The organism is Vibrio campbellii CAIM 519 = NBRC 15631 = ATCC 25920, from assembly GCF_002163755.1.
Classification (GTDB): Bacteria; Pseudomonadota; Gammaproteobacteria; order Enterobacterales; family Vibrionaceae; genus Vibrio; species Vibrio campbellii.
The window spans coordinates 1,555,618-1,575,237 of the sequence record NZ_CP015864.1; the positions used below are offsets into that span (position 1 = coordinate 1,555,618).

Sequence of the window (19,620 nt, forward strand, 5' to 3'; positions counted from 1 at the left end):
TTCTTCCTTGATTACGATTCCATTGGCCAGCTCAGGCTAACACATACGCCACCCTGAGCAGACTCACTGATAGAAACCTCTCCTTGCCCGGCGAACAAAGCTTCCACTCGCTGCCTGAGATTACTTAGACCCACGCCAGAGCCCATGTGCCCACTCACGTGATTTAAGCCAACACCGGTGTCTCTGACTTCAATCAGCAAGTTCTGTTGTTTGCGCTTTATGAGCAAACGGACTTCACCGCCTTCTCGCTTCGGCTCAATACCATGGATGATGGCGTTTTCGATTAAGGGTTGAAGCATCATCGGCGGTAACTCGGTTCTACCTAGCCCCTCTTCTACCTCAATCTTGTAACTGAGTCGGTCACCTAAACGGGTTTGTTGAATACCTAAGTAAGCCTCAATTAACGCCGTTTCATTGTCTATGGTAGTTTGCTCTTCACGTGAGCTTTTGAGCGTTGCACGCAGCAGCGCGGTTAACTGTTCTAGCATCAGCTTAGCTTTATCAACATCTTGCGACATGAGCGCACTGATATTTGCCAATGTATTGAATAAGAAATGCGGTTCAATCTGGCTTTGCATCTGCTTAAGCTGACTCAGCAACAGCGCACGATCTTGCTCTGCTTTCTCGCGTTTGATGGCTTCCAACTCTCGTTGAGCGATTGCATGTTGCTCGCGTGAGTAAAAATAGAAAAAGCACATGGCACTGAATAACAACCCCATGAGTCCAACCGACACCATACCTGAGATGCCGAAATATTCTCCGAGCCAAAACTGGGAGTTTACCACACCGAACAATAAGCAAGCCGTCAGCGAGATAGCCACTTCCGCCAAACGAGGAATGGTAGGAAAAAGGCGGTCGACAAGCCATGAGAAGAATATAGCCGAATAGCCAAATCCAAAACTCACCATAACATGAACGTAAAATGAGCCGCCCCAAACAGAAAGCGTCATTGCTGCGATAAAGAGACAAAATGCCGTGGTCACTAATAAGCCACGCGACCATCCACTTTTCACCACTGATTTTGCTGAACACATTTAGAATTTCCCTTTGATGTTAAATACAATCATATGCTTATCATTGATTTGTGCGTAAGCAGATTGGTCGTCTCCGGTTAAAAAGCGTGCGGCAACTTCCACTTCTACACTTTGATCGCCAATATCAATCCATTGGTAGTTAAGCCACTGCGTGACGATCACACCGCCATCTTGCGGTGACAGCATGACATCCAACGTGGGGGTTACATCACTTAACCAGCCCATGTCCGCTTTACCGTTCCATGCAGCCCACGCTTCCACATCCCAACTCCAGTGCAGCATTACGTTATGCTGAACGATATTGGCGTGCTGAAACCCTTGGGCGTAGCTTGTCGCAAGTAGAGACGTTTGGGAATTAAGGGGTTGAGAGAGTAATTCACCACGTTCTATTGCTTGTTGCCATTCGCTTTTCGACCATGCTCGGCTGTCGTACCAATATTCAGCAATCACGTTGTGTCCGGCTTGGTTTGCCCAGTTCACCCCAACTAAAGCTTGGAATGCACTGCCCTGCTCCTCAACCGAAACAGGTTGGTAAAGATCATCCTGCTGAAACTGATAGCCGACACTTTGCTTTTGCCACAGCATGGAACCGTGCATAGCGATGGATTCATCCCACACGGCAATGGCACTGGCGCCAAGTAAACCTCGGCGCACATCATCGTAATAACCAATAAGTTGATACTCGGTGTCACCCACAAGCGCGTATCGACGAATACCAACACCTTGCTGCTCTGCGGCTTGATCAAGTGCACTTTGGTCTTGTTGCCCCCAGCTTGAATCGGTCGCAATCACCGTCCACTCGCCAGCCATATCATAGCGTGAAAGTGAAAACACACCCGCACCTTCTTCTGCGACTAAGCCAACCGGGTTTTGTCGATAAGGCTTAAACAGATCCAAAGGTTTGTAGCCATAACCCACGCCCCAATCCACGCGCAACTTACCCAAACTCACATCAAGAGTGGTATCACCGACTTGCCACTCCCCTAGCCAAGCCAGCTCTCTAATCAACAATTGGTTATCAGCTTCACTCCACCAATCACTCTTTCCTTGTTGATTGAGGTACAAACCTTGGCTATACAGAGCGAACAAACCACTGAAGTTCTGATAATTCACCTGCACATCCAACAGTGCATTCAGTGAATCACGAGAACTGCCCTGCGCCTGCATAAATGCGCTATCACGCTGCTTGGCAGTTTCGTAACTGACAGCCCAATCCCACTCAAAACTCAGTTCATCATTGGCAAAAACTGGGGCTGCAGCGCCCACACACAATGACGCAGCAATCAACAGACTGATGCTTTTGTTAAGGTTAAGCTGGTGCGGTTTCATGTGACTTCCTTGCTCGTTTTCATCAATCTATTTACGGAGTTCAGGCTAAAGCTGAGTCGTATTGGCTTTAGGCAAATAGCTTGGGTTGTAGAACTTATTGTCCAGTTGCCAAGGCACGATTTCTTGGTACTCGATAACGGTTTTTTTGCTCGGCTGAATGCTATCAAGCAAGGTCATCTCACTGACGTAGTCTTCACCGTTGTCGGTTGCACGTCCATATTGCGCTTGCTTGGCGAGTTTGCCAGAGCGCAAGTAAAGATCGGCTTTGATTGGAAACGCATCTTGCTCAGACAACCACAAGTCGATCTTCTGATAGCTCGCCCCTTTGGTTTTCGCGGTCAAGGCAAGATGATAAGCCGCGACACTTTCTCCGTTCACCGAAACGGTTTCTGTCGCTATCCATTCACCTTGATAATCTTGGCTCCACGTCAGGGTTGAGATGTCGCCGATAGACGCTTCACCAAGCAGCTTCTGCATTGGTGTAATGCGAATCGGACGGCGGCTCTTCGGCATTTGCAGCCAGTAGTTGTCGCCCATCATCAGCATCTTTTGCCCAGCTTCGACTGCTGATTTGAACACCACCAGCGATTCACGATTTGGACGCGTGTACACGTGGTAAAGGCGGGTTTTATCTAACTCTTGGTCTTGATATAAGCGCACCAGAGACACCACTTTGGAGGAATCATCGTGCAAGCGGTAGCTATCCGCTTTTTCAATCAATTGCGTGACTTGCTGTGCATCTAGCGGTGTTTCATTAGCACTGGCATTCATGCTTGCAACGCCAGTTACCGTCAGCAATGCAATTGGTAATAGTGATTTGAAATTAAACATAAATCAGTGCCTCCGTAATTGGCTTGTTCACACCTTTGCGCGCCGAGAAAAACGCCGCAACCAAACAAATCATCAATACTGCGAATCCTGCAACAGCCACCAGCTCCCAAGAAAAGTAAATCGTCAATGGATAACCTTCGGTGCGTCCTGGCGGTGGCGGCATTTGCACATCCACTACCATCAGTAAGACGGTAACTAACCCAGTAAACAAAGCGCCGATTAAGCTGCCAATCACCGCAAGTAACCCTGCTTCGCGCAAGAACCCAGCAATGATTTCACGAGAGTAGCTACCAAGTGCTGACAATGTGCCGATTTCACGTGTACGCTCGGTGACCGACATGGTCATGGTGTTGAACAGCGCAACAAAGACCACTAACGCCATTACTGCGCCCATGATGCCGAAGATACGGTCGTACAAACCTTTCACTTTGAGATAGAAGAACGCACGTTCTTGCCAAGGCGTAATCTCAATATCTTGGTCGCCAAAGTTCTGCTTTTGCTTACTCAGGACCGAAGCCACTTGTTGCTCGACTTGGTTAGTTAAACTGGTATCGAACAGGAAGACCGATAACGCACTAACTTTGTCTGAACCGAGCAGCGATTGCGCGCTGTTGATATGCACGTACAGTTGGCGTTTATCAAGCTCAGGTACGCCAGTTGAATAGATGCCACGAACTTTGAAGTCATACGCGTTCAATGCACCGTCGGTTGTGGTCGCCAGCAAGGTAATCCAATCGCCAACGTGCACGCTTAGGTTGTTCGCTAAATCAACACCGAGCATCACTTCTGGCTCTGCTGGGTCATAACGCGATGCATGAATGTTAGACAACGTCTGCCCTTCGCGTACATCCAAAAACGGTCCTTTCATATCGAATTCGCGTTCGTTCACACCAATGCCGATAAAAATCGAGGATTTGTTGCCGTTGGAAATCAAACCGCTGAACTCAACTCGTGGCTGCACGCCTCGCACTTCATTCAACCCAATCAATTGCTTGGTGATGTCGTCGGCGTGAGTTAAACCGTTACTCAGCGGCATCTCTTCTTCTTTGGCGAAGTAACCCGGCGTGGTTAACGTCAGATGCCCCGTGTCACGTGCTGTTGACTCTTTCAAACTGTCGTAGGTGTACAGACCAAAACCACCCGCACTGGTTAAGGCAAACACGGCAATGGCGATGATCAGCATCGACAACAAACTGCGGCGGCGATTGCGTTGCAGGTTCAACCAAGCAAGGCGAACCGAAACGGGGATTAGCTTGCCCATGAAACCTCCTCCACACTCGCGTGCGTTTGGGTAATCTTGCCATCTACCAACTCAATGGTTCGATCGCAGCGGGATGCCATTCGAGGGTCGTGTGTAGCGACGATAAAAGTGGTGCCTAGCTCGTGTCCGAGCCCTTTCATAATGTCGATGACCTTGTTGGCCGTTTGGCTATCAAGACTTGCGGTTGGCTCATCAGCAATCACCAATGCTGGTTTGTGTACTAACGCACGAGCAATTGCCACACGCTGCTGCTGACCGCCCGACAAGCTATCGGGCATATGATGAATAAACTCGCCCAAGCCAACGTGTTCTAGCATTTGTGTAGCGAGCTCAGTTTGTTCTGCTTTTGAAAAGCCGTTGAGGTGTAGCGGATAAGCCACGTTCTCCAACGCTGTCATCACAGGGACAAGATTGAATTTCTGGAACACAAAGCCAAGCTTTTCACGGCGCATTTTCGCAGCTTGCATTTGTCCGGTTGGATATGGGCTGCCTGCAAATGTCACCTGACCTTGGTATTGAGTATCCAGCATGCCAAGCACGTTAAGTAAGGTGCTTTTGCCTGAACCAGACGGCCCACACAATGCCACCATTTCGCCGGCAAATACATCACCAGACACGTCTCGCAAGGCACGCACCATTTGGCTGCCAAGGGCATAGTCGCGACTAAGTTGATTAAATACGATCATGACGCCTCCCTAATACTTCGCTAGCAGCGCTTTCGCGGTTTGCGTTTCTAGATTGCTGTCACCTAATTGCTCCATTTGCGCTAACCATGTTTTGGCTTGTTGAACATCTTCAGCTCGTAGTGCTGCTTCAATGGCGTAGCGATAAATCCAAGACGTTGCGGCGAAAGGTTGTTGACTAAAACTCGGCTCATTGAGCAATGAAAGGTACAGCTCGTAACCACGCTCAAAGTGATTGAACATGTCTGGCAGAGAGGTAAACGTAGTAGCAGCCATGGCGGTGGCTAATTGGTATTCCGGCAAGCCTTGTAAGCGTTGTTGCTCTTGCAGTGGAACGGGATGATTCGCCATTAAATCCAAACCTTTTTGGATTGTGGCAAGACCGCGCTCGGTGAACTTCATCTTGTTCCAAGGCATAAACGCCTCACGACCTTGCAACGTCTCCGCACTACCCAAGTAAACTAAGGTCACCGGCGTTGCGCCTTGCTCTTCGAGTTGTTTGGATAGTTCGCCATAAACAGTATCAACTAAGCCAGAGTCACCCTGCGCTGCTTGGTTGAATTGACTGAGTGTGCGCTCGCTTGGGTTAGCCAGAGCCAGATTGCTGCAGAGTGCAAATGCGGCGATAAATGTACTTGCAAGTTTAAGAGCTTTGATTGAGCGAGATTGAGAAACCATTATGTACTGTCCTTTGTTGAACGTGATTTGATGGTTTCAGGTTAAGGGAGACGATCGCACGCTGCTTTTGTATGCGACCAATGGCAGTTATGCGGAGTGAATGGTATTGAGAGAGGATGAATGGTTTCGCGATCCCCGCAACAATAGGATGGTGCGACGCGTACGAGATTCAATTCAGGCTTAACGTGGCGTAATGGGAACAATATAACAAGCCGCACAAAGCCATTAAAAGACTGAGTTCATTTGCTTTTTAACAGCCATAGTATGATTGCAGCTTTCATTTCTTAATGTTTCTAGAAATTTTCAAACCACCGGAAAAATAGCAACAAAAAAAATAAAATTATAAATACTTTAACAATTAAAGACCATGGAATTATTAAAAAGACATCGGATAATTATAAAAATATAAATTAAAAATTTATTTTAATCATTAAATTAACCTAACAACAATCAATTAACCAATCAAACTAAAAATATTTCAAACGGAATCAATGTCTACAACAACAAGATAAGACAATATCGTTTATTGAAATAAAAATTGATAAGTTTATGGTGACTGCCCCCTACAAAGAATAAGATTTACACATGAAAATTAAAAAAATTTTATTATCAGCAATGTTAATATTACCAATAAGCAATGCTCATGCTAATTTTAAGCTGGAAGGAGAGCTAACAGGAAGTTCTTATATTTCATCTGGTGGAGGAGATTTAAACTTTAATCTAAAAGTTAGTAATAGATTCGCCGAACAAAAAGATATTAGTTATTTTAATTATCTAATCTTCCCCGACGGTAAACACTACAACATTGATGAACCGAAAGATGTTACATTGTCAGTTGGTGAGCCATTAGAACTGCCAATGCATACATTAAATATACCTAACTTGTACCCCGGAGGTAATTACGCATACAGATTTTCAATACAGGATAAATCAACAAGTAAGTTGTATTTTAAAGAGTTAAAGTTTAATAAAGAAACCGATGGAATTCGCTTATTTGGTCAAGGTAGTTTTCAGACTTGCGCCTTAGATGCTTTTGGCCTTGAATGTTGGGGAGCAGGTAGAGATTATGGCCAGTATAACGTTCCCACACTTTCTGAAGTAACGGATGTGGCTTTAGGTAGTAGTTTTAGTTGTGCATTAGAAAAAGGGGTCAACAGACCAACATGCTGGGGACAGCGGGGGCCTTATATTTATGCACCTCGTTTAAATAATCCTCGGAAGATTGTGGCCGGTGATGCTCATGCGTGCGCTATTGACGATTCAGATAAAAAAGTCGTTTGTTGGGGCTACTCTCCTGATGGAGAGGCAACCCCTCCATCGGCAGCCCTAAAGAATCCAATTCAAATCGGAACATCCGATGCTCATACTTGTGCATTGAACCGACCAGAATCCGGGAGTAATTTTGTAAAATGCTGGGGCAGCGGCAGATATACTAAAGTTCCAAGCCATATAAACCCATCATTTCTTGCGGTAGGTGGTTTTGCTTCTTGCATGATTGATCAAGGTAAAGTGGTTTGTTGGGGGCTAGAGGGATATTACCCAATAACCTCTCCTGATTTAGTCAATCCGGTCTCAGTCGCTGTAAGGGATTCACAGGCATGTGCTATGGATGATAATGGCATAACCTGTTGGGATAAATATGCGACAAACCTCATTGATGTTGATGAAATTAATCAGCTATCAAATCCAACTCAACTTGTTATAAGTTATGATCGAAAATGTGCTGTTCATGATGGTGGAGTGAAATGTTGGGGTGAAGGTGCGAACGATCCTCCAGTTCCAGCTAGATTTGTTTTTCCGACCGACCAGGAATAAAAGAGATTGACACTTTAGGCTAGTTAATTTAACTAGCCTTATAATTTTAGTTTCCTTATCCAGAACGTATTTCAAATAATCTCTATATAGCAATGAATCACATTTTGAGCATAAGGCGCCCCTTGTTCTACTCAATTCATTACACTGTCTGTACCAATTTCCATTTCAACCTTATAAAAAGTGTGGCGTAAAACCTCAGCCTGGTGTATTTATCCATCCCACGGCTTTCCAGGTCAGCTTACCCATAACAGGCGGCGTCGCACACTCCTCTATTGCACACCTTTGCGTGGTGTCTGTTATCCCCAAATTGGATTCTTAGCATCGGAATAGTTTGAACTCGCAGAGTTCTGGTTGTTTTCGCCCCGTATTGGGGCGTTTTTAGGTTGTAGAAGATGAACAAGCGTTTCTTCCCTAGGATTGATTTGCCACTTTTGATGGCGATCATTCCGATCATGCTATTGAGTTCACTCACTCTCTGGAGTGCCAGTGGATTCAATGAAGCTATGCTATTTAAGCACCTCGCTCGATGCGGTTTGACGTTGGTGTGTATTTTGGTCATGTCGTCGATTCCTGCGTCCAGTTATCAACGTTCTGCGTCCTATTTGTATTTAGTGGCGGTTTCGCTCTTGGCTGCCGTTGCGCTGTTTGGTGATAGCACCAATGGCTCGCAGCGCTGGCTTGATATTGGCTTCTTCCGCTTTCAACCCTCTGAGCTGATCAAGCTCTCCATTCCCATTATGATCGCGTGGATGCTGCATCTAGAAGGTGGCCGACCAGACATTCGCAAAATTGCTTTCTGTTTGCTGATCACCTTTGTGCCTGCGGGCTTGATTGCCTTACAACCAGACTTGGACGGCGCTATCTTCACCGTGATTTACGCGTTGTTTGTGCTGTTCTTTGCAGGCATGAGCTGGAAGATAATTGGCGGCTTTTTGGTGAGCATTCTAACGCTGGCACCAATACTTTGGTTCTTTGTGATGGAAGCGTATCAAAAGAGCCGTGTAACGCAGTTCTTGCAACCAGAGTCGGATCCACTGGGGTCAGGCTACCAAATCATCCAATCATTGATTGCGATTGGTTCTGGCGGCATGAAAGGTAAAGGTTGGATGAATGCTACTCAAGGTACGTTAGGGTTTATTCCAGAGAGCCATACCGACTTCATCTTTTCGACCTACGCAGAAGAATGGGGCTTTATTGGTTGTGTGGTGTTGTTAGCGTTGTATTTATTCATTACGGCGCGTGTGATGCTGCTAGCGTGCCAATCTGAGCATTTCTTCAGTCGCTTAGTGAGCGGCGCATTAGCGATGAGCTTCTTCCTTTACGCCTTCATCAACACCGGCATGGTAAGTGGCTTGTTGCCAGTAATGGGCAGCCCACTGCCGTTCTTTAGCTACGGTGGTACTGCGATGCTAACTCAAGGCATCTGTTTTGGCGTGATCATGTCTCTGTGTTACTCCAAGTACCGCAACACCTGAACGCTAGTCACAATAGAAAAGAGAAAAGACAAACAACACGATCAAAAAAGGCTTCCCTCGGGAAGCCTTTTTTACAACTAGAGAACCGAATTACAGTTCGCCGTTGTGGTATACCTGTTGAACGTCGTCACAGTCATCTAGAAGGTCTAGGAACTTCTGGAATTTCTCTGCGTCTTCACCCGCTACTGGCGTGTGAGTTTGCGGAACGAATGTGATTTCTTCAACGTCGATCGTTAGATCTGGGAATGCACCGTTAAGCGCAGTTTTTGTTTTGAAGAACTCTGTATGAGGTGCGAAAACAGTGATAACACCGTCTTCTAGCTCAACGTCAGTAACGTCCACGTCTTCCATCATCAGCGTTTCTAGGATGATTTCATCATCTTCGCCTTTGAACTGGAAGACCGCTTGGTGATCGAACATGTGAGAAACAGAACCTTCAACACCAATTTTCGCACCCACTTTAACAAAGCATTGGCGAACGTCTTGGAATGTACGGTTACCGTTATCTGTTAGACAGTCTACGATCACGCTTGTGCCGCCAGGGCCAAAGCCTTCGTAACGTGCTGGAGTGTAGTCTTCACCACCGCCGCCGTTCGCTTTGTCGATCGCTTTATCGATAACGTGTGCAGGAACTTGGTCTTTTTTCGCTTTTGCGATCAGGTGCTTCAGAGACAAGTTCATGTCTGGATCACCACCACCGTTTTTCGCGCACATGTAAATTTCTTTACCGTATTTGGAATAAACTTTAATTTTTGCGCCTGCAGTTTTCGCCATAGAGGCTTTGCGCACTTCAAAACTTCTTCCCATCGGGATGTCTCTCTAAATTCAAATTTAATGCGAAGGATTTTAGCAAAGAGTGAACAGTTTTACCTTTCACCTTGCAAAGGAATGGGGAGGAAACCTCATTCGCCGCTGTGGTTTACACCAGAGCCACGGTTCGCTTTATGCGACACCCATTACTCGTTTGTACTTATCGACCGCCTGTTGAAAAAAGACTTTTTCGTCAGCGTCGTTAATCTTAGACAGCTGTTCTTCTATTACCTCTTGACCAGATTTCGCTTCTTTAAGCTTCCAAACCAAAAAAGACGCTTGTTTATCAAGTTCGATTTTGTTTTTCTCGTCAGGCGGTAACAGGGATAGATTGAACGACATTCACAGCCTCAAGGTACTTTAATAAATACTAGCCGCGCACTATAGCACACAGATTTGACTTTTAAGAAGTGAAACGCACTTTACTTGATCAATTTCAAGTTGCTTGTTTCGGATTCGATCGTGTTTGCAATGACTCTGGTAGGTATCGCTCAAAGATTTGCTGCAAGCGCTCTTTTGTCACCGGTTTGGCAACAAATTCGTTCATCCCTGCATCAAAGCAGCTTTGTTGATCCTCTTTAATTACATTGGCACTTAAAGCAATGATCGGCACTTGCTGTCCCCACTCGCCCATCTTACGAATGTTTTCAGTGGCAATGAATCCATCCATGACTGGCATTTGACAGTCCATCAGAATTAAATCGAACTGATGAGTTTGGCATTGTCGAAGTGCATCTTTACCGTGTTCGGCGACATTCACCTGCATGCCAAGTTTCTCTAACATCATTCGCACGACTTTCTGATTCACCGCAGTGTCTTCAACGACCAGAATCCAAGGCTTGCCCACACCTTTGGTCGTTTGGATATGCTCAGCAACAATCGCATTGCTCATCCCATTCGGAAAATCAAACACGTTAGGCGTCTGAGGAGAGATAGACTTATCACAGACGATATTGAGTGGAATGGTGAATTCAAAGTAGCTGCCTAGACCAGGTTCACTGGTCAGACGGATTTCCCCGCCCATAACTTCAACTAAACTGTTGCAGATAGCTAAGCCCAAACCAGTGCCGCCGTATTTACGCGTAGTACTGCCATCGGCTTGCTGAAACTTCTCAAATACCGTTTGCTGGTTTTCTTTAGCAATGCCAATGCCTGAGTCCACCACTCGAAAATGCACGCTGGCAACATCTGTTTTCCGACTCACCTGTGACACCATCAACTTGACGTGTCCACGCTCAGTGAACTTCACTGCGTTACTGAGCAAATTGCTCAACACTTGTTTGAGTCTGCCCATATCCCCTTTCACCTCTAACGGTAACTGAGGGTCGATATCACAAACCAGTTGTAGACCTTTCTGCTGCGCTTTGACGGTATGAAGACGCCCTACCTCGTGAAGTAAATCGAGTAGATTGTAGGTCGTGGCTTCCAGTTCAATCTTACCCGCTTCAATTTTCGAAAAGTCGAGGATATCGTCGATGATCACCATTAGCGAGTTTGAAGAGCTATTGATTATGGATACGAAGTCTTTTTGTTGCTCATCGAGTTTGGTATCTCCGAGCAACGAAGCAATACCAATAATGCCGTTCATTGGTGTGCGAATCTCATGACTCATGGTGGCAAGGAATTCGCTTTTCTTTCGGTTTGCGACTTCAGCTTTATCGCGCGCTTGTTCAATTTCTAATTGGTGTTCACTGACACGCTCAACACTTCGGTTGTATTTGCGCTCCAACAAACTGACTTCATCAAAGAACCAACGTTTGGGCAATGTCACTTTGCTTGGTACATGGCCCCCGCTGAAATCGCTTACGGCCCCAGAGAGCAGCTCTAGAGGCTTCACCATCAAGCGAAACGTGACCCACAAAACACCTAGGATGAGTAAAAAGATCTTGATCGCTTCCGCGATCACCAGAAAAAAGAAGGTTTGCCATAACCCTTGATAGATCGGGGTAAGATCCGATTGAACTGTGACTTCAGCAAGATCATAAGTTTTTACTCCCATATCGTATTGCAAGGGCCACTGCCGCTCGATCCGATCTTCCGTTAATGCGCTGCCTAGTTCGAAGATCACTTCATCTGGCGTCGCAATTCTTAAATAATCCACCGAGGGTAAACGCATTGCTCCTTCTGCCTGAGTAAGTAATAGCTCTCGATCTTCAACCCACAAACTGGCCGAAAAACTGGATAAGTAACTGCTTTTCACCTGCTCAAGCTCACTATCCAGACGAGCAAGATCATCGTTGAAATCACGATATAAACTGATGGAAGAGCTGATTATGGTAAAGATTAAACTCAACACAAAAATCGCCAGCATCAATTGATTTCCGATACTAAATCGGCGCTGAGCTCGCTCTTTTATCTCCATATGAAATCGCTCCCTTAAACTTGCGCTAATATAAATATAGTCAGGTCGCGACAATAATCGAGGATAGGATGAAAGGACTGTTACGAACATTAGGCTTTAGTTTTATAGCCTTAAGCTCTTACGCTATGACAAGTGAAGTGAATTATTACGTGATAGCTGATCAAGCCAGACCATTTCAAATTGAGCAGCAAGGTGAACAGCATTCAGGAATTGTGACAGACATTGTTAGTGCTATCTTTGCCGAATCCGATTATGAAGTGAAATACCACACCTACCCATTCAAGCGCATGATTTCGGTACTCGAAGCGGGGGGAGAAGAAAATTGGGTCACTTACGGCAGTCCAAAGTGGGGGAAGGTTCAATCGGAAAATCTCTCAGAACAACCTATTTACACTGTAAAACACGTATTAGTATCGAGCAGTAAAGCACCATTCAAATTCAGCGATATGCAGCACATGCAAGGTCGTTCAATTGTGCTTCTGCTTGGCTTTGATTACCCGAATCTCAGCCCTTTCTTTGAAAACGGTACCGTCAATGAAATGCGCGTCAAAGATTACGAGGCCGCCTATCGCGTTTTACAACGAACCCCTGGCGATACCGCGTTTGTCGAAATGGAATCGCGCGTGGTGTACAACATCCATCATTTAGGACTGCCGATGGGCGACTTCCAGATTCAATCTTTCAGCGCAGTGATACCAGACTACGCCATCTATCTCGCTTTCTCCCCTAAGATGAACCCCAAAGTGCAGAGCTTTATCAATAAACGTCTAGCAGAACTAAAAAGTTCCGGGAAACTTGACGACATCATCAAAAAATATATCTAGCTAGCCGCTCACGCCCAATCTGTAACAAAAACCGCCAGCTTCGATTAGCTGGCGGTTTGATTTTTATATCGTCTCTATGATTAATCTTGTTCGACAAATTTGGGGTCAAACATATGGCCAAGCTTATTGGCTTTGGTTTGAAGGTAGTGTTGATTATGGGGATTATTGCCTTCTTGTAGTGGTACCCGCTCAACCACATTGATGTCCACCTTCTTCAGCGCTGCAAGCTTACGTGGATTGTTGGTCATCAAACGTACTTTATCGATTCCAAGGTGCTCCAGCATCCCCTTACAAAACGCGTAATCACGCATATCAGCAGCAAAGCCCAGGCGCTCATTGGCTTCAACAGTGTCGGCACCTTCATCTTGAAGATGATACGCACGAATCTTGTTGATTAAGCCGATTCCCCTTCCCTCTTGGCGTAAATAGAGCAGCACGCCACAGCCTTCTTCGACAATATTTTGCAATGCACGATTGAGCTGGAATCCACAATCACAACGCGTACTGAACAGTGCATCGCCGGTTAAACACTCTGAGTGCAAACGAATCAGCGGATCCTTACTTCTGGCTGGGTCACCATACACTAACGCTAGGTGTTCTTTTCCTGTCGCGTTCTCGATAAAACCATGCATGATAAACGTGCCCCATTGGGTAGGCAGTTTGGCTTTATCGACAAAGCGCACCAAGTTATATGGCTTCACATGCTTTAGCTCTGCACGTACGTTCATCAAAATCTCTCCTAAATGGTTTTCTCCAGAACCGTCCCCCCCATCGCCCCAGAATGCATCTTTGTGCGAATGTTCGGTAAGCCACGCGTTGCCGGTCTGCATCAACTGTTTCGCAAGCTGAGGGTTTTGCAAAAACTTCTCACGAACGACAAACGCCATCACGGAGAGTTTGTCGTCATCCCAATTATCTCTTACTAGGTGCTGATATTTGCGGCTTAAAGAAAAGGCTTCATCGGGGCTTTTGGCTAAGAGGATTTTGTTTTGCAGTTTGGGGTCACTGAATTTTTGAGCTTGATAGTAGTGTTCGCTAGTGGGCCAAGATTGGGTAGAGACTTTGATGGGAGCTTGGCAAAAATTGGAGAGGAAGCCGTGGGATTCATCGGGTTCATAGAAAAGGATCTGATCAACCATAATCGTACTCCTGACGTTGCTACCGAATAGTCAACAAAAAGCATATCGCTATTGATATAATATTTAGTAACGTAGGATAAGAAAGTCAAACAATGGGTTATAAAACAAAAAATGAAAAGGGCAGCCTTATGACTACCCCGTGTTTTTATTCCGCAGTGTTAGAATTAGTGAATTAAGCCAAGTTCCCTTGCCTCTTCGATGCTCAAGCCGCTTTCACGGATTTCACGAAGTGCTTCAATACGACGTCTTGCTTCGGCAGATTTCACGATTTTCTCTGGTCTCACAACGGTTTCTTCTTCTGGGAGTTCCCATTTGTGAGCGATGTTGCTCATCTCTTCATGGTCGATAGAATTAATGGACATATTTCCTCCGAACACACCATGTTTTCGATGGGTAATCTATAGCAAACACCCAATGCAGAGGTAAGAAAAACGGTAGGGAAATGTGACCCCTTTCGACCTTTCATCAACTCGTAAATAGATCCATCATTTAGTCTTTGCAAACCCGCTTTTTAGCGTTTAGATTTGAAAAATTCCCCCTACGAAAAGTGAGCTGATCCAGCTCTCATTTTTCCCCCACAAATTCACACTTCCATAACGGAAAAATTCTTTTTATTACACTCAAATTTCGAGTCACTTCACTGATCAGACGGTTTTATCTTTCGCAAATCTCACGCACCTGATAATGATAATAATTATCTTTTGTATTGGTAAAGTTTAATTATGAGTGAACTAAACCTGAATCAGGCATTCCACTCTGATCCCGTCATTCAGATCAGAAACTTATGCGTGGACTACATCACCGACAACGGTGATTTTAATGCCGTGAAATCGGTAAGCTTCGATATTGGCAAGGGCGAAATATTTGGTCTGGCGGGTGAATCAGGCTGTGGCAAAAGTACCATAGCTTTCTCTATCAACCGTCTACACAAGCCGCCTGCATTTATCTCTGGGGGACAGATTCTGTTTGAAGGCAAGGATATCCTTCGTCTGCCTGACAACGAGCTAAATACGCTGCGCTGGAGCGAGATTGCCATGGTGTTTCAAAGTGCCATGAACTCGCTAAATCCCGTTCTCACTGTTCAAGAACAGTTTGCCGACGTATTACGCCACCACAAAGGATTAACTAACGAGCAAGCCAAAGACCGTGCAGAGAAGCTTCTCGACTTAGTCAACATTCCGAGAAATCGTCTGGGCGAATACCCACACCAGTTCTCCGGCGGCATGCGTCAGCGTTTGGTGATTGCAATCGCCCTATCCCTCAACCCGAAGCTGATCATCATGGATGAGCCAACCACAGCGCTTGATGTGGTGGTTCAACGCGAAATCTTGCAGCAAATCTATCAACTACGTGATGAGTTTGGTTTCTCGGTACTTTTTATTACCCATGATTTAGCGCTCATGAGCCAATTGTGCGACCGCATTGCCATTATGCGCCACGGCAAGATTGTTGAAGTAAACAGCTCATACGAAATCCGTAATCATCCTCAACACGAATACACCCAAAAACTTTGGGCTTCATTCCCAAATATTCACGATGTACACAAACAGCCACAAACGGAAGGAGCGCCAGTATGAGTGAACCGATCATCCAAATGAGAAACGTGATCAAGGAATTCAAAGTCGGTGGTGGTTTTGCCAAAGAAGAAACCTTTCGCGCACTTCAAGGTGTAAGCTTTGATCTTTATGCAGGCAAAACCCTTGCGCTGGTGGGCGAATCAGGCTGCGGCAAAAGCACCTGCGCGCGATTGATTACCAAGGTGTATCCAGCCAGCGATGGTGAAATTCTTTTCAACGGCAAAAACATTAACGACATTACTGCCCGCGGTGAGATTCAGGACTACCGCAGCAAGGTTCAGATGGTGTTTCAAGATCCTTTTGGCTCATTAAATCCAACCCATACTATTCGTCACCATTTAACACGACCGCTTAAGATCCATAAGCAGGTGAAGAGTGACAAAGAAATCCCAGCCAAACTGCTAGAGCTGCTGGATTTGGTCGAACTGCCAGAGGAAACGCTCAACAAATTCCCTCACGAACTCAGTGGCGGTCAGCGTCAACGCGTTAATCTAGCGCGCGCTCTGGCGGTAGGTTCACAGCTAATTCTTGCTGATGAACCGACGTCGATGCTGGATGTATCGATTCGTTTAGGTGTACTTAATCTGATGCAACGTATGAAGCAAGAGTTAGGAATTGGTTTTCTATACATTACTCATGACCTTGCGACTGCGCATTACATCGCAGAAGAAACCGCGGTGATGTACAAAGGACAGATCGTGGAATGGGGAGACACTCAAGCGATCTTAAAGAACCCACAGCATCCATACACTAAGTTATTGATCTCTGCTGTGCCGGATCCTGATCTACCATTTGGCAACCTTGTAGAAAGTGAACCAAACTATTCAGTAGATGCCGATGAGATCCGCAGTCGCAGCAGCGTTGTGGTCGAAGACTATGATCAAATCGGACCAAATCACTTTGTAAAACAATGGACTGAGGCAGCCTAATGGATTTGATGACCTGGCAAGATCAATTATCAGATTGGTATGACAATCGGAAGCATGATCAAGTAGAAAGCTTAGAAGCGATCTTATACCAAGCGCCTGTTGCAGTGTTTGGTCCAGAACTGACAGACGAGCAGAGTAAAGCGATCGCTTGTTGGCTAGATGGCTGTCTAAGAGTCTTTCAACACGCTAGGCATCAAGACCATCAAAAAGCCTTTCAAATCCTGCAATACACTGGGGCAAAGCTCGAACAAGCGGCTTGCCAGCCGATGACCGATATTCTTATCAAGGATTGGTGTCTCAAACGTTTGCAGCATTTGACCGTTCTGGCGCTAGAGTTCTGCAATCAGCAACACGATCAAAATGAGTGGCAGCAGCAGGCGAGCAACTTGATCGAGTCACACGTTGCATTGATGCGATCATTAAATTGGAATGAAACTAGGAAGCATGATCAAGGATGCTTGATGGTTCCGAATGAATTTGCCGAATGCACAAGACAGGAATTTTAGATAAAAAAAAGCGAGTTTCTTGAGGAGAAACTCGCGAAGTCTATTCAGAATGAATGTAACAATATGAGCCAATCTATTAATCATCAGAAAGGACAAAAGGTTGTCTATTCGGGATAAATCTTAGTCTGCCCTCGGAACCGCAATGTCAGTGATTTGTAAGAGTTAGGTCTGATTTCCATCAATGCAATTCATTGTTACATTCTGAACCAATTAGTCATGCTTATTACTCAAAAAGCATCCGCTTGATTCATATTAAATCGCCATTTCATCAAGTGCTCTGAATACCATCTCATCCATGTGTCCCTCAAAAATCTGGCGACACACTTTTCGGCGAACGGCTAAGCCTGCGATTAGACGCTCAATGGTGAGATGTTTGACATCGTTTTGGCTGTTAAACAGCTCGACTGTTTTGCTTAATGTCTCGTAAGGCAGAGGTGCATCCCCTACTCGCAAGAAATCGAGCTTGTCTATGAAGTCAGAACACTCTTCTTTGATTGAGGCATAGGAATGCCCTGTCATCGCCGATAAAGCCGTTATACTACGTTCTAGGGCCTCTGGAGAGGTATATTTGGATAGAGTAATGGTTATCTCGTCCGCGTTGATCTCAACTAGGTGCTTTTTCTGCTTCACTCGGCGGCCCAAATTACCACGTGGAGAGGGAGCTTTACGCTGAATAGGCTCAAATTCGCCGTCTATGATGCCTGAGAGCTCGTCTAGCTGCTGCCTCGTAACCATCTCATTACGAAGTGGGTTTGGCAGCGTAGGGGCCATATTACGCTTTCCTGCGTTGGTCGTACGAGCACGCGAGTAACGCAATACTTCTTCCACATCGCATTTGATGTCGATTTGGTAGTCCATCACTTTGCCATTTTCGATCATGGTCTCGATCGTTAAGTGATAGCCCCATAAGTTCACAACAAAAAGATCTTCCGTCCCTTTGCCATCAGACAGGCGCTTCAACTCACGGATCAGGTCCATTGAGAAACGACGCCATTCGATGTTTCGTGCCAGTTTTTGGTTCAGCTCACTCAATAACATGCAATCGGTGTGTCTACGCACCATACGACTACGGAAGAACGAGTACAACTGGAACACCAAGGTGTGTTGTTTCAGAATTTCAGGCGGGAACAAGAAGAAATAATCACGCGTAAGCAGTTCTTCATAGAACGACGGTTCCCACACGAGAATGTAAAGGTTTGGCTTAATGCGAATTTCACCGTCAGCGCCTTCTGTTGGTGCTTCTTCCGATGCAGTGATGGTTCGAGCAAGAAAACGGAAACGATCACTCTTGAAGCCTTCTGGCATGTTTTCACTCAGCCAGCGGCCAGTGAGCTCGTGCAATTGGAAATCAGTAAACTCGATACGATCAATACTGTCGCGGATTGAATCTCGTGCAGGGCCACTGTCTTTCTTGCCACGTAATGACAAGATATCCGTGATGTACAACGGTGTTTTATTGGGCACATGCGCCGCGTCCATGTGGTACTGATCTTTGTGATGATCATGGTATTGCACTGTCAGCGTAAACAGAGCAAACAACGTCATCAGATCGTCCACCGTCATGATGTTTTTCGACGATCGTGTTTCAATCACGGCTTTGGTGCCAGAGATCGAAACCATGGATTTCTGGTAACTCTTGCGAGTGCGTGGAGGCGCTAAGGCTTGGTCGATGATCCCTGCCCAATTAGTTGGAGAAACGACAAATTGATCCGCTTCATCCTTCATCATCGGTGGGGTATTCAAACCATGTTCATTCAACAGGCGCTTGTTCACTTGAGTTTGCGCCAAGGCCTTAGAACGCTTTTGCTTTTCGCTCTGACGAACTTTTTCTGTAACTAAGCTGGTGGCACCTAACGCTGAGATCAGCTGGTTCGGGTTGACGAACTTGTGCAGCATGGTTTTGCCAGCAAGGCCTTCTTCAAAACGTACTGGTGTTTGATGAAACAAACCAATGTTCACAGCAGCACGTAAGCGTTGTTGCAAGGCGGCTCTGGTCAGTTGACCGTCGGTTGCTTCAACAATTTCTGTTGTCGATACCAAACCGTCTTTGCTGCTGAATCCTCGTAAAGAGATCAGATTAAGCAACTCTAAGATGCTCTTGGTTACCCCTTTGAAGTGTTGGTATTGTTCTACCCAATCTGCAGAAGATTCGTGTACCTCAAAAAGGTGCCCATCCTTATGGCTTCTTGGCGCTTTAATCAGAATTTTTTCATCAGCGGTCATTTTAGATCCAGATCACACTAGCCGTAGTTTTGCTATTGTTCCGAAGAATAAAGAAAAACAGATCATAAATAAAGAAAAAAATCTTTGTTTTTTAAATAACTGATCTTTTTGATTAATCTGATCTTATTGATTATGTGATCTAAT

At 45.6% G+C, this 19,620-nt stretch carries 18 protein-coding genes; 6 read left to right on the forward strand and 12 right to left on the reverse strand.

Translation table 11 applies throughout. The features are described 5' to 3' along the window. Positions 1-11 precede the first annotated feature (11 nt). The 6 genes from A8140_RS23300 to A8140_RS23325 are packed head-to-tail and all read right to left on the reverse strand — an operon-like array spanning position 12 to position 5,816. Positions 12-1,034 (reverse strand): sensor histidine kinase, encoded by a 1,023-nt coding sequence (locus A8140_RS23300; RefSeq protein ID WP_005534315.1) that lies wholly within the window; start codon positions 1,032-1,034, stop codon positions 12-14. Further along, positions 1,035-2,363 (reverse strand): hypothetical protein, encoded by a 1,329-nt coding sequence (locus A8140_RS23305; protein WP_005534314.1) that lies wholly within the window; start codon positions 2,361-2,363, stop codon positions 1,035-1,037. A 45-nt stretch (positions 2,364-2,408) separates the two neighbouring features. Further along, complete coding sequence (locus A8140_RS23310; RefSeq protein WP_005534312.1) at positions 2,409-3,194, reverse strand: outer membrane lipoprotein-sorting protein; 786 nt, start codon at positions 3,192-3,194, stop codon at positions 2,409-2,411. Then, positions 3,187-4,455, reverse strand: coding sequence for an ABC transporter permease (locus A8140_RS23315; RefSeq protein ID WP_005534310.1), 1,269 nt, complete (start codon positions 4,453-4,455; stop codon positions 3,187-3,189). Before A8140_RS23315 ends, A8140_RS23310 begins: the two co-directional genes overlap by 8 nt. Then, on the reverse strand, positions 4,443-5,141 hold the full coding sequence (locus A8140_RS23320; protein WP_005534308.1) for an ABC transporter ATP-binding protein: 699 nt from the start codon (positions 5,139-5,141) through the stop codon (positions 4,443-4,445). Before A8140_RS23320 ends, A8140_RS23315 begins: the two co-directional genes overlap by 13 nt. A gap of 9 nt (positions 5,142-5,150) precedes the next feature. Next, a complete protein-coding gene (locus tag A8140_RS23325) occupies positions 5,151-5,816 on the reverse strand; it encodes a hypothetical protein (RefSeq protein ID WP_005534306.1) in 666 nt (221 codons plus the stop codon). A 585-nt stretch (positions 5,817-6,401) separates the two neighbouring features. On the opposite strand from A8140_RS23325, the gene A8140_RS23330 reads away from it, so the two are divergent. Both A8140_RS23330 and rodA read left to right on the forward strand, forming a co-directional pair. Continuing rightward, positions 6,402-7,631, forward strand: a complete 1,230-nt coding sequence (locus tag A8140_RS23330; protein ID WP_005534304.1) for an RCC1 domain-containing protein — start codon at positions 6,402-6,404, stop codon at positions 7,629-7,631. Between the two features lie 392 nt (positions 7,632-8,023). Next, positions 8,024-9,106, forward strand: coding sequence for a rod shape-determining protein RodA (gene rodA, locus A8140_RS23340; RefSeq protein ID WP_033000439.1), 1,083 nt, complete (start codon positions 8,024-8,026; stop codon positions 9,104-9,106). A gap of 90 nt (positions 9,107-9,196) precedes the next feature. Here the strand turns inward: rodA and A8140_RS23345 are convergent, their stop codons facing one another. The 3 genes from A8140_RS23345 to A8140_RS23355 form a co-directional block, all read right to left on the reverse strand. After that, complete coding sequence (locus A8140_RS23345; RefSeq protein ID WP_005428886.1) at positions 9,197-9,913, reverse strand: YebC/PmpR family DNA-binding transcriptional regulator; 717 nt, start codon at positions 9,911-9,913, stop codon at positions 9,197-9,199. Positions 9,914-10,048: 135 nt separating this feature from the next. Beyond that, on the reverse strand, positions 10,049-10,258 hold the full coding sequence (locus A8140_RS23350; protein WP_005534298.1) for a DUF3283 family protein: 210 nt from the start codon (positions 10,256-10,258) through the stop codon (positions 10,049-10,051). Between the two features lie 94 nt (positions 10,259-10,352). Then, positions 10,353-12,278 (reverse strand): ATP-binding protein, encoded by a 1,926-nt coding sequence (locus tag A8140_RS23355; RefSeq protein WP_005534296.1) that lies wholly within the window; start codon positions 12,276-12,278, stop codon positions 10,353-10,355. A gap of 68 nt (positions 12,279-12,346) precedes the next feature. Here A8140_RS23355 and A8140_RS23360 point away from each other — a divergent pair, with 68 nt between their 5' ends. After that, a complete protein-coding gene (locus tag A8140_RS23360; RefSeq protein ID WP_005534294.1) occupies positions 12,347-13,102 on the forward strand; it encodes a substrate-binding periplasmic protein in 756 nt (251 codons plus the stop codon). Positions 13,103-13,182: 80 nt separating this feature from the next. Here the strand turns inward: A8140_RS23360 and ribA are convergent, their stop codons facing one another. After that, positions 13,183-14,241: a GTP cyclohydrolase II gene (gene ribA, locus A8140_RS23365; protein WP_005534292.1), complete on the reverse strand. Its 1,059-nt coding sequence runs from the start codon at positions 14,239-14,241 to the stop codon at positions 13,183-13,185. Positions 14,242-14,405: 164 nt separating this feature from the next. Then, positions 14,406-14,603 carry a hypothetical protein gene (locus A8140_RS23370; protein WP_005428900.1) on the reverse strand — a complete coding sequence of 66 codons (198 nt, stop codon included), beginning with the start codon at positions 14,601-14,603 and terminating at the stop codon, positions 14,406-14,408. Positions 14,604-14,963: 360 nt separating this feature from the next. Here A8140_RS23370 and A8140_RS23375 point away from each other — a divergent pair, with 360 nt between their 5' ends. From A8140_RS23375 to A8140_RS23385, 3 genes are read left to right on the forward strand one after another with little or no spacing between them, the layout of a single operon-like run. Then, positions 14,964-15,818, forward strand: coding sequence for an ABC transporter ATP-binding protein (locus tag A8140_RS23375; RefSeq protein WP_033000436.1), 855 nt, complete (start codon positions 14,964-14,966; stop codon positions 15,816-15,818). Beyond that, positions 15,815-16,747: an ATP-binding cassette domain-containing protein gene (locus tag A8140_RS23380; RefSeq protein WP_005534286.1), complete on the forward strand. Its 933-nt coding sequence runs from the start codon at positions 15,815-15,817 to the stop codon at positions 16,745-16,747. The genes A8140_RS23375 and A8140_RS23380 overlap by 4 nt, the downstream gene beginning before the upstream one ends. Then, positions 16,747-17,253 carry a hypothetical protein gene (locus A8140_RS23385; RefSeq protein ID WP_005534284.1) on the forward strand — a complete coding sequence of 169 codons (507 nt, stop codon included), beginning with the start codon at positions 16,747-16,749 and terminating at the stop codon, positions 17,251-17,253. Before A8140_RS23380 ends, A8140_RS23385 begins: the two co-directional genes overlap by 1 nt. Before the next feature lie 252 nt (positions 17,254-17,505). On the opposite strand, the gene A8140_RS23390 is transcribed toward A8140_RS23385, so the two are convergent. Then, positions 17,506-19,476 carry a replication initiator protein RctB domain-containing protein gene (locus A8140_RS23390; protein WP_012130354.1) on the reverse strand — a complete coding sequence of 657 codons (1,971 nt, stop codon included), beginning with the start codon at positions 19,474-19,476 and terminating at the stop codon, positions 17,506-17,508. Positions 19,477-19,620: the final 144 nt, after the last annotated feature.